The sequence below is a fragment of the Desulfacinum hydrothermale DSM 13146 genome (assembly GCF_900176285.1).
GTDB classification, from domain to species: domain Bacteria; phylum Desulfobacterota; class Syntrophobacteria; order Syntrophobacterales; family DSM-9756; genus Desulfacinum; species Desulfacinum hydrothermale.
On the sequence record NZ_FWXF01000031.1, the window covers coordinates 1 to 9,891 of the forward strand.

12 protein-coding genes are annotated in these 9,891 nt (G+C 48.7%); 1 reads left to right on the top strand and 11 read right to left on the bottom strand.

Features of this window, described 5'->3' with window-relative positions; genetic code table 11:
• Positions 1-95 precede the first annotated feature (95 nt).
• From B9A12_RS16020 to B9A12_RS16035, 4 genes are read right to left on the bottom strand one after another with little or no spacing between them, the layout of a single operon-like run.
• Positions 96-446: a hypothetical protein gene (locus B9A12_RS16020; RefSeq protein WP_084059101.1), complete on the bottom strand. Its 351-nt coding sequence runs from the start codon at positions 444-446 to the stop codon at positions 96-98.
• 5 nt (positions 447-451) lie between these two features.
• Entirely contained in the window at positions 452-1,093 is a 642-nt protein-coding gene (locus tag B9A12_RS16025; protein WP_170920680.1) for a hypothetical protein, read from the bottom strand.
• Positions 1,053-1,502, bottom strand: coding sequence for a hypothetical protein (locus B9A12_RS16030; RefSeq protein WP_084059103.1), 450 nt, complete (start codon positions 1,500-1,502; stop codon positions 1,053-1,055). The genes B9A12_RS16025 and B9A12_RS16030 overlap by 41 nt, the downstream gene beginning before the upstream one ends.
• Before the next feature lie 24 nt (positions 1,503-1,526).
• Positions 1,527-2,000 (bottom strand): ParB N-terminal domain-containing protein, encoded by a 474-nt coding sequence (locus tag B9A12_RS16035; protein ID WP_084059104.1) that lies wholly within the window; start codon positions 1,998-2,000, stop codon positions 1,527-1,529.
• Positions 2,001-2,336: 336 nt separating this feature from the next.
• Here B9A12_RS16035 and B9A12_RS16045 point away from each other — a divergent pair, with 336 nt between their 5' ends.
• Positions 2,337-3,167, top strand: coding sequence for an HDOD domain-containing protein (locus B9A12_RS16045; RefSeq protein WP_084059106.1), 831 nt, complete (start codon positions 2,337-2,339; stop codon positions 3,165-3,167).
• 55 nt (positions 3,168-3,222) lie between these two features.
• Here the strand turns inward: B9A12_RS16045 and B9A12_RS16050 are convergent, their stop codons facing one another.
• The 7 genes from B9A12_RS16050 to B9A12_RS16085 all read right to left on the bottom strand — a co-directional run.
• On the bottom strand, positions 3,223-3,816 hold the full coding sequence (locus B9A12_RS16050; RefSeq protein WP_245802474.1) for a response regulator: 594 nt from the start codon (positions 3,814-3,816) through the stop codon (positions 3,223-3,225).
• Positions 3,817-3,838: 22 nt separating this feature from the next.
• Entirely contained in the window at positions 3,839-4,432 is a 594-nt protein-coding gene (locus B9A12_RS16795) for a sensor histidine kinase (protein ID WP_139796687.1), read from the bottom strand.
• A gap of 17 nt (positions 4,433-4,449) precedes the next feature.
• On the bottom strand, positions 4,450-5,607 hold the full coding sequence (locus B9A12_RS16060; RefSeq protein ID WP_084059109.1) for a TraU family protein: 1,158 nt from the start codon (positions 5,605-5,607) through the stop codon (positions 4,450-4,452).
• A complete protein-coding gene (locus tag B9A12_RS16065; protein ID WP_084059110.1) occupies positions 5,591-6,622 on the bottom strand; it encodes a TrbC family F-type conjugative pilus assembly protein in 1,032 nt (343 codons plus the stop codon). Before B9A12_RS16065 ends, B9A12_RS16060 begins: the two co-directional genes overlap by 17 nt.
• Positions 6,582-7,130 (bottom strand): signal peptidase I, encoded by a 549-nt coding sequence (gene lepB / locus B9A12_RS16070; RefSeq protein ID WP_084059111.1) that lies wholly within the window; start codon positions 7,128-7,130, stop codon positions 6,582-6,584. The genes B9A12_RS16065 and lepB overlap by 41 nt, the downstream gene beginning before the upstream one ends.
• Before the next feature lie 415 nt (positions 7,131-7,545).
• Positions 7,546-9,567 carry an HD domain-containing protein gene (locus B9A12_RS16080; protein WP_084059113.1) on the bottom strand — a complete coding sequence of 674 codons (2,022 nt, stop codon included), beginning with the start codon at positions 9,565-9,567 and terminating at the stop codon, positions 7,546-7,548.
• Positions 9,568-9,891, bottom strand: a 324-nt coding sequence (locus B9A12_RS16085) for a hypothetical protein (protein ID WP_084059114.1), incomplete at its 5' end; no start/stop codon positions are given.

Here is a 9,891-nt window from a genome sequence, read left to right on the forward strand (position 1 = left end):
TGACAGGAGGTCCTATAGCATAAATGAGATGTAAATTCAATGGGATATCCGCCACAAGATAGTCTTATGCATAGGTGCAATTTCACGGATTAAGGTCAAACAACTAACTTCTGCCCGCCCTTCTCCATCAGTTCCTCATCAAGAATCTCCCCACCACGACCAATAACAGCAGACGGCTTCAATCCCAGTAAAATCCTGACCTCTTCAGGTGTTGCACCATACCGCAACAGCATTTCCAGAGCCTGCGAGAGCGTCTTTTTAGTCGGCGATTTAACATTATACATTTTCTTCAGATCATGGGATTTCAAGTTTTTTGTCCGTAGTATATACATTGCATGCGGTACCTTCATAGCCAAAAGATCGCATGCAAGTTTTACGGACATTCCACTTTTTAGTAACTCCAAGAGCAGCGTTTCCTTTGTTCTACGAGTAACGTAAATAAACATACTTACTACTCCCTCATCCACAATCTAACGACTTGAAGAGTTTTTTCCGCCAGTACGACATCCACCCCAAGTTCTGAACATAACTTGCGCAGAAGACTTACTCCTCCCAACCTGTATATGCGCATCACCATATTAAAATATGATTTCACAATATGCTTAAACAGCATCAAAAAACTCAAAAAAGCAAGCCGATGTCGTATAATAGAACAACGAAACTTGAGTGCCACAGCATTGGCCAACATATATTGCTCGATAGCTCGTTTGGATTCTTCCACCAACTCCGGCTGGAAGAACGATGGCACCGAAGGGCTATTCACTTCCCAATCGGGAAACACAAGTGCATCCAGAATATTTTGAGCAAGTCGAAGCCCCATGTCATAGTGCATCTGATTCAGCGGAGATTGCCGAAAGCTGGACAGGATAACCGTACCGTATGTTTCATCGGATATGCCGCAAAACCGCAACATTTCCTGACGATCCAAGGGAGCAAGCGTATCTATGGTAAGCACAAGCTGCTGCACTCCCGCCACTAGCTCGTCCAGGCAGCAGGAGATAAAATTCGCCTCGCCGAAATAAGCGCAGGGATCAAGAGAGACTTTTGCAGCATCATGAGCCATTAGACACTGCACAATAACTTTCCTGTACATCAGACTTCCTCCCCAAGTAACGCATACACTCAATCATACTCTGTCGCCTACACAGCCCGGCCAGCTTTATCACCTCTGCCGGCGAAAGCCAGACGGACAAACGCACACCCTCCTTTCCGGCCTCACCCACCGTTACAATACGCACATCCGGCTGCTCATTTTTCCGATCGCGATTTACGGCAATAAAATTGCGGGGCAGGTGCAGAATTTGTTCCTTCAGATCCGCAAACCGATTTCTTTCAAGCAGCAGACTTTCCAACAATTCCAGGTCCATACCGGACACAACACAGGAAACCTCCTCCTTCACCTTGCCGGTTCCGGGCAATATGTGCCGTATTGCCAACTCCAATCCCGTTCTTCCCACAGCCGCACAAAACTCACGGTTACTTCGCACCACCACAATATCCATCTGCTCCCTCCAGTCTTCCGGGATTTAACCAAAAGGAACATCCTCCTCGTCATCTGCCAGAGCATGAAGCTCCTGTTTAATAGCTCTCAGGCTTACCGAGGATTCACGATGGGACGCCTCATGCTCCAGCAGTATCTCCATGTCCAAACGTTGCAAAAAGGCGGAACGCAATGCGTCCAAATACGGATCAATAAACACAGACAAATCATCCTCTGCAAATTTCAACGGAGTATTCAACAGTGCACGCACTGCCATGCTGTCCTTTTCCCCCAAAGCCCCGACAACTACCACCGGAGCAGTCCAGTCTTGCCCATACATCGCAACCAGTGCAGCATATCTTTTGTCACCGTCCAGGATATTTTTATTATTGTCCACTATCAAAGGATTCAGAAAACCAACCTTCCGGATCCGGACAACCAAAACCTGCACTGCAGGATCCTTGGGGGAATACGTTTTAACAGGACGAATGTCCCTCAACGGAATCATCTTTAACTGCATCCTTATACCTCCTTTCCAACCAATCTTTTGATTATGCCATTCAAGTGTGCTATTTCTCCCTTTAATCGGGAATTTTCCAAGCGCAGCCTGTACACCTCTTGCTCGTACTCATTCAGCTTACGGTTCAAAAGAGAACACCTCATCTCCAGATCTTCATCTATCATTTCGGCGATCCTGGACAATTTGCGACGCAACTCCGGAATCATGTCCCATCCTCCTTGAAAATTTTATCCTTTTATGGGACTATTATACGGACAAAGCGACTCTTGCGCTCCATTTGAGATAAATTCTATCACCCAAAAAGATGATTTTCAAGAATAAAAGAGGGGGAAATCAATGACACGGTCAACTATCGTATCCAAAACAAACAGGGAACTGAGAAACGCACTACAGAAAATGCCACCTTTTCCTGAAACCCTACCCAGGCTGGCTCAAGCCATCAAAGACCAAGAATCCACCGACAAACTGGCAAACATACTGAAAAACGATCCCGCATTGGCAACCATTGTCCTGAAGCTCGCACAATCCCCGTTTTACCGTAGAGCATACGAAATAAACGACATATTCGATGCCACCCAAATGCTTGGCACAAGAACGCTCCTGAACATATGCTCTGCGGCTTTCTTGTGCCAGGTTGTCCAGTCCCCCCTTCGGGCCTACGGAATCGAACCCGCAACCTTTCTAAAGCATTCCCTGGCAACGGCATATTGCGCACGGATCATAGCCGACGTTCACAAACATCCCAGACCCAACACAACATATACCGCCGCACTTCTGCATGACATAGGAAAGCTGGTAATTACCAAAATGGTAGACAAACAAAATGTATTTAACGACAACGTGCTGATAACGGAACGAGACCTATGTGGATGGGATCACCCTACGGCTGGATACGAACTAGCGAGAAAATGGCAACTACCCAATCTTATATCCATGGGCATCCGCTACCATCACGATCCCACAACTGCACCCCATCACAGACATCTGTGCGCCATTGTTTATACCGCTAACAAAATCGCCCAATACTCAAACTTTTCAACACACAACAATGACATAACACAACAACAAATACTACACAATCCAATAATAATACAAATGGGAATCACATCATCATCATTAAATAAACTCAAAGACATTCTTCAAGAAACCATCCACAACTTAATATAAACTCGTTTTGTTCTGCTGTCCGGTACGAACCGCACAACGGACGGCAGAACAAATTTCACTCCACCACAACCCGCAACAAATCGGCCAACATAACAGGTTTGAACAGCACGACAACAGAACCGGCAACCTCAACTTCCGCCGGATCCAGCAATGCGTCTCCCGTTAAAAGCACCGTCTTGGGCACGGAATACACCTGCGCTGCCTTCCGGCAAACCTCCAGCCCGTTCCCGTCCACAAGATTATAATCACAGATAATCACATCGTACGGCCCGCAAGCATGCAGCCTGAACAAAGCCTCCTTCTTGCTACACGCCACGTCCGTAATAAAACCCGACAGGGAAAACCCTTCCGCCAGCATACCTGCCAATTCTGTATCATCGTCCACTATAAGCAGCCGTTTTTCCCCAGCAGAATGGCGTAGTTGCAGGCATTCATTCCTGTTCGGGTTTCCACACAAAAGCTGCAAAGAAGACACGACATACGGAATCATTACAACGATGTGCGTTCCGGCCTCCGGTACTGTCCGGACAACCAGACAGCCACATGCCTGCTTAACCACATCATGCACTGAAACCATTCCAAGTCCAGTTCCGTTGCTCTTCATTGTAAAGTACGGTGTAAACATCTGCTGCAGAACACGATCGGACATGCCACACCCGGTATCCCTCACCTCAACTGCAACATAGTTCTTGTGGGACTTTGTCCGGTAATCCAAAAAAAAACACATTGCTCTCCGGCGACTCCTTCGGTCTGATGGGTTCTCCTTCCCAAAAACGGCATTCAAGAACAATTTCTCCCCGGTTTTCCCCTATTGCCTCAATGCTGTTTCTGATCAGGTTGGCTACCATACGCTGCACATCAATGCTTCTTACAGGAACACACACAGATCGGTGAATATTCATTTTCACTACAAACTTAATATGTTGCGGCACGACATGCTCAAGAACATGCACTATATTCTCAAGCGTATCCACAAGATTTACCTCTGTATCGACTCCAGGTTTCGACAAGGAGTCCTTCATCATAAAATCCATACAGTCCGAACACATGTTTTGAAGACACTTGCACAGTTCTTTGATTTTTGGGTAATACTCTGATGCTTTTCTCGGAGACATCCTCATCATATCCACGTGTGCCCCCAGCACCATCAACATATTCCTGAGATCATGAATTACACCCGCAATATGTAAATAAAAAGGGTTCTCACCTGTAAAATGCTTTCCTTTTCGCGCCAGCTTCCCCACACGATCAAGCTCAACTCTCATTTCGTTTTCCTTCCACGTTAGTTCAACAACACGCCCAAACAACAATCGGTCCACTGCCACAACACATACACAAACTCCTCTCCCGTTGCCGGTTGACTCCGCCATTCTCCCCACTGTAGCGTCGACTTCCCTATATCGTGACAACACACATCCATCACAGATCTCGGATCCACTTCAGGAACCTGCAATCCCCCCATAGTGGTATCTCCCGAAGAAGATTGTGGAACGCCACTGTTCGCTTCACATACAGGAAACATCATCTGCATCTTGTATTGTGTCTTCTTGAGAATAGGCATCTTTTGAGGCTCACACACGGCATCATCGCCAACGGTACGGTCGTGCAATCCGATTCTCGACAACAACGCCAAGGCGCGAGCCGCCGCAAGGCTGGATCCCTGTACGGGACTAAAATTTGTCACGATGTTTCCTGTAAGGGGGTACATGCTTCCCCAACAACCGGCCGCCCAATACAAACCATCTCTCGGATGTCCGGTTGAGGCTGCAGCACAGTCAATAGGCAGAGCAGCTATGCCAGCCGGAAGCGCAAATAGTGCAACCTCTGGATTTACCACGGCAGAAAGAGGATCATCCCCCCAATTGGGAAAGTATTCGCTCATAACAAGAACATCCAAATCCGAAAATCCCCCCACATTACAATTCGGCAAGTCCAACAATTCCAGGATAGTCAATAACGGGAAGGAATAATAATGAAAATTATAGTAATTATAACCGTTCTGACCTGCATCGGGTATATTATTAGGACTGATCACGCCCCCTGTATTCATATTAAACCATTCCATACCCCCAAATTTTGCTCCCATTAAAGTCGGAAAACAAAATGGGCGTCTTGTAATTTCAATAATTCTGGTTGGCTGCCAAAATCCCAGAGTAAAACCAACCGTAGGAAGTCTCCCTTTTTTCAAATCGCCACCACAAACACAAATTGCATCGTCGGCAGCATCACTAGGCGCACTATTGGCCCCATTAAATATGGTCATACCCGCCAAACGAATCGGAAACATACAGGACCAGCACACCCCGTCGAACAACCGGGTAAAGATGTTTGCATCTGGGCACGTCAGCTTTCCCATGTCTGCGGGGATTGTATCAGCCCGAACAGGAAGGGAAGACAACAGGATGAGAAGAATGATGGAAAGATTAGCGAACCGGAACATAGGTCACCTCCAAACGCCGGCCCTGCTGGCGAACAATCGCAGGAACGGCCTTGATGCCCAGTCGTGTTGCAATGAGCGGCATGCACGGATAGACACGCATGCGCGGGAACAGCTCGTTAGCCTTGTACAGATCTTGGGTGGCAAGCAGAGTGATAGTGGGGGTGTCCGTAATCCGTTGGCGCACCACCTCCACCTGGTCCGAGTCGTGCGGATCAAAGACGATGTAAGAATTTGAGAGAGCCACATAATCGAACGGATTGATGACAGTCCCCTTCGCAGCCAGTAGGGTTCCATCGGGAGCCACCACGTCCTCTGTCACGCGGATGGAGGGATCATAATAATGGACTGATGCGGCGTGCGCCTTCGGCAGCCGGACAAACTCGCCTCGGAGCTTATCTTCAGCTCGGCTCCGAGCTTTCTGAACCATGGTCTCCCAATCGAAGGTTTTGATGCGCTCCTCGATGAGAGCCAGAATGTCCGGTTCGGACACAGGGTAGAGGGGGCCAACGGGGTCAGTAGTCCGGGCCGCACGGCCATTACGCACCATTTTCTCCGCGCCCTCGATGGCAATCTCCCCGGATACCCGATACCAATGTCCGTCGTCAGTCTTGGACAGAAAGACTGGCACAGCGTCGATTTCGTATTCCCGGAACCACACCGGGTTAATGACAACGTTGGCTGGCCTACCCACCGGCATTAGGCGATACACCTGGGCATAGAGGGAGGTGATGTCCGGTGGCTGCCATCCCCGGAGCACGAACAGAACATCTGAACGCTCACTGCCCTGCTCCAACAAACCGGAGAGGGCTGGCTTGGGCATGCCGAGCGAGATAAACACGATAGTTCTGATCTTGTCCATCGGCAGGGGGGCGTTTAGTGGTGGCACGTTGTCTGCGTTCTGCCAGGCATCCAGGAACGCGCGGGGATCCGGTTCCCCTGCCGGGCCGGCCGAACAATATGCGGACACCAGCAGGCTAGAACAGAGGAGTACCAGTACCAATAACTTCCGATTCATCTATCATCCCCCAATATCGCGAGTCATAAGAGCGATAGTAGGTTCCTAGGACAAACAGTTTGCCAGGAGGTACGATATAGTCTGCCTCAAAGGCTTCAACCGGTTTTCCCAATTTTTCCGCAAGCCAAAGATCGTCCCAATAATGACCATTCACAAACAACTGTCCTTTTCGAATAAGAATATGATCGCCCGGAAGACCTGCTACCAGTTTGGTAATATGTTGACCATCAAATCCATGTCCCATGTTTCTTCCGATAAATTCCACAATATCGCCACGCTGGATGGTTGCAGGCTTACCTCTGGAGATAAGAATAACCGACCACGGAAGACATGACGCTTTTTGACCGGACACCCCAATATAATAATGCTTCGACAAGCCTGATACTACTACGTGCGCAATGATTGGAATGACAATCAACAAAATACTTGCCAGCAACAAAATTCTCCACCTAGGTTTCATCCATTCAGAAACTGATGCAGAGTTATATTTGAATGGACATATCTTCATGACTTTTACTCCCAATGCACACCGGCATGACCATCCTCAACCAGACACCGGATAAAACGTACAACGTCATATTCTGCACGCTGCGCACGCTCAGTTGCATATTCCAGCGTATATCCAGATCCCAAATACAGCGCACTACAACAATAAGTATCCAAAATCCAAAGATCACTAAGATCAACATGAAAATAACAACAAAACCCCCTGCGTTTCCACCGGATATCTTGCCTATTAACAACATAGTGCCAGCGATGAAGTATGCCGACTGCATCATATTCATCCGGCGGGAAATCGTGTCTCGAAAGTGCATGTACAATCGTACCGTACTGCGCATAATCCTCCAGAGGAGACCGTAAACCTATCCGAATCATACGGGAAATATAGTATGTGTTCATCAAACTCGACATATCCATAACACTTACTCCTTCCGACCTACGGTAATATACCTGAGTAACTCATCTTGCTGTCTTTGCATTTCAATCTGTTCCAAGGGTATTCCAAATGCCGTGTAGTGTATTGGAGAAAGGCGAAATTCGTATTTTTTTCCGGTATTATGATTCAATACAGAAAATCTTGTTGAGTAATAACCATTACCGATCTTCGGATGTGACCACTTATTGGCCCTTATCTGCTCATAGAAAGCTATAAGTTTTTTGTCTCTGAGGGAAGAATCGTTAGAGGACCATAAGTACAAATTCATTCCGCTGCATGCTTTGGAAGCCACCTCAACCAGTGCGTCATTAAGCAAGTCCATGTGAAAATATATGTACCCATCCGGCTGCGAAACAGATTTCCAGTATTCTGGTCTCCGTGGTAACCGATAATTTATGTAATCTTTCAAGAAATCAATGATCTGCCCAACAGACATTTCCTCCGGCCAACACACCTCATTTCCAGTCGCGACTGCTGACGAAACCGGCTTCTCATTCAGTCGTTCGTGCATCTGCGCAGGTGGCAACAAAACGGCCTCAGCACCTGCCGCAGTATCGGTCACATCTTCCGGTGCGGATTCCGTCACACCCGCATCGGCATCAGCAGAAAAACCATCCATTCGCTTTGCCTCTTCAACCTCCCTGCTGCGTGCCGTCCGATCTGCCAACACCAGAAGAGAATGGTATAGGTTTTCGCTCTCACCTTTCACATTCGGATTGTGTCCAGGAACATAAGCGTCGTGATGGTGCCGGACAGCCGCCGTCAGGACTTCTGACTGCATGTGTTCATCTGCTCTTGTTTCCGACAGAATTTCGGCCAGACGTTCCGCAGAAGCTACAGGATGCGATCCTGTGCTGTATGCAGTACCGGCAACGGTAATTTTTCCGAGATCATGACTCAAACTAACGAGTAAATACAACGGATAATACAACCACCAGCGCTCCCCGAACCGATCCCGAAGCAAATCCGCCGAAACACGGGCCACATTCAGCGAATGACGTCTGAGGCTAATGCGAGACAGTAAAAGACAAACCTCCTTCGGCTTGTTACCTTCCTCCTCATGCCGCAGATTAACCGACGGGTGGTCTCCTTCCTCGTCCAATATGGACAGCACGCGGATACATGCACTCAGAACACAGCGCAGAGCAGAATCCTGCTGCCATCGGTCAAAATACGGTTCCACCATGTCCCGCCAGAAAACAGCTATGCTTTCCGATGTCCACCCAGGAACCTCTATTCCAGATTTTTCCGGACTTCCCTCAGCATCCTCCTCGGCATCCTCCGGCACAAACTCCCGCAAACCCTTTCCGGTTTTTTCCGATAAAATATCTGCCTCGCCTGATTTCCTCTCCGAAACTTGCACATCCGCAGAGTAATTCTGCATCAGACGGCGAATGTCATATACCTCTTCTCCAACAACGGTTTTTTTTCTGTGAACAGATCGCAAAAATCCCAAATGCTTCCGCTCCATGCCCAAAAAAACAACAACGGCAGGAATGCCACCCGCAAAAACCCATCCCCCCCAAATGCTGTCGAGCATTCGAAGACCCAGCACCGCCAAACTCACACCCACCGCCACCATCACTTCCCAAAGCGTTCCCGTCTTGCACCATCCAAAAGTCACCTTTTGTCCAGCCAAACGAATACCGCCTGGGGTAAACACATCTCCAACCAAATGCAGCAATCCGGCAAACGCCGGCAAATAAAGTGGAACCGCATACTCGGTTCCCCCGAACAGGAACAAAAGCGTATCCGGCAGGCCCTCAAGGGGAATTGTGGGCATAAGCCACACATGCAGCACCAGGCAAACAAACAACACTCCCATCCATACCAGCACCTCGTGGCTTCTGCCCCTGTGGCGTAACAGGCGCAACCCGTTGGGTCCGAAGGGAGTTTCAACGCGATCGGGTAAAGACGACAGAATCGTCCCCAACATAATGTCAGCCGGACAGTGATAGGTTGCGTACAAACATGAGGCGGCAATCAGTGCGTGCGAACGCCAGCGCATTTACTGCTCCGTCGTAAAAGCGGATATCTGCTTGTCCAGCCAGTCCACATCCCCGTCCACAACCAAGTTGTCCGGTTCGCCCATCACTGGACTTTGCTCCCTGGCCTGTTCCGAAAGGTCAGCGTTGCCCGCCAAACCGCTGGCACCGGCAAAATCCGATTCAGGGCGAAAACCCCGCAAATACCGATACAGTATGGTTCGTACCACGACGGAAACGGGAGCCCCCGGCAATGTGTTCTCCCCCCATTCCGTCAATTGCTGCAGTAATGTCTCATCCACTCGAATCGTAATCCGTCGTCGCTTCATAAACTGTCCCTCCGGCAT

Excerpts from the sequence above, each read along its gene's own strand:
- B9A12_RS16050 (WP_245802474.1), bottom strand. The coding sequence starts at position 3,816 with ATGTCCGATCGTGTTCTGCAGCAGATGTTTACACCGTACTTTACAATG.
- B9A12_RS16060 (WP_084059109.1), bottom strand. The coding sequence starts at position 5,607 with ATGTTCCGGTTCGCTAATCTTTCCATCATTCTTCTCATCCTGTTGTCT.
- B9A12_RS16020 (WP_084059101.1), bottom strand. The coding sequence starts at position 446 with ATGTTTATTTACGTTACTCGTAGAACAAAGGAAACGCTGCTCTTGGAG.
- lepB (WP_084059111.1), bottom strand. The coding sequence starts at position 7,130 with ATGAAGATATGTCCATTCAAATATAACTCTGCATCAGTTTCTGAATGG.
- B9A12_RS16080 (WP_084059113.1), bottom strand. The coding sequence starts at position 9,567 with ATGCGCTGGCGTTCGCACGCACTGATTGCCGCCTCATGTTTGTACGCA.
- B9A12_RS16035 (WP_084059104.1), bottom strand. The coding sequence starts at position 2,000 with ATGCAGTTAAAGATGATTCCGTTGAGGGACATTCGTCCTGTTAAAACG.
- B9A12_RS16795 (WP_139796687.1), bottom strand. The coding sequence starts at position 4,432 with ATGAGAGTTGAGCTTGATCGTGTGGGGAAGCTGGCGCGAAAAGGAAAG.
- B9A12_RS16065 (WP_084059110.1), bottom strand. The coding sequence starts at position 6,622 with ATGAATCGGAAGTTATTGGTACTGGTACTCCTCTGTTCTAGCCTGCTG.
- B9A12_RS16025 (WP_170920680.1), bottom strand. The coding sequence starts at position 1,093 with ATGTACAGGAAAGTTATTGTGCAGTGTCTAATGGCTCATGATGCTGCA.
- B9A12_RS16030 (WP_084059103.1), bottom strand. The coding sequence starts at position 1,502 with ATGGATATTGTGGTGGTGCGAAGTAACCGTGAGTTTTGTGCGGCTGTG.
- B9A12_RS16045 (WP_084059106.1), top strand. The coding sequence starts at position 2,337 with ATGACACGGTCAACTATCGTATCCAAAACAAACAGGGAACTGAGAAAC.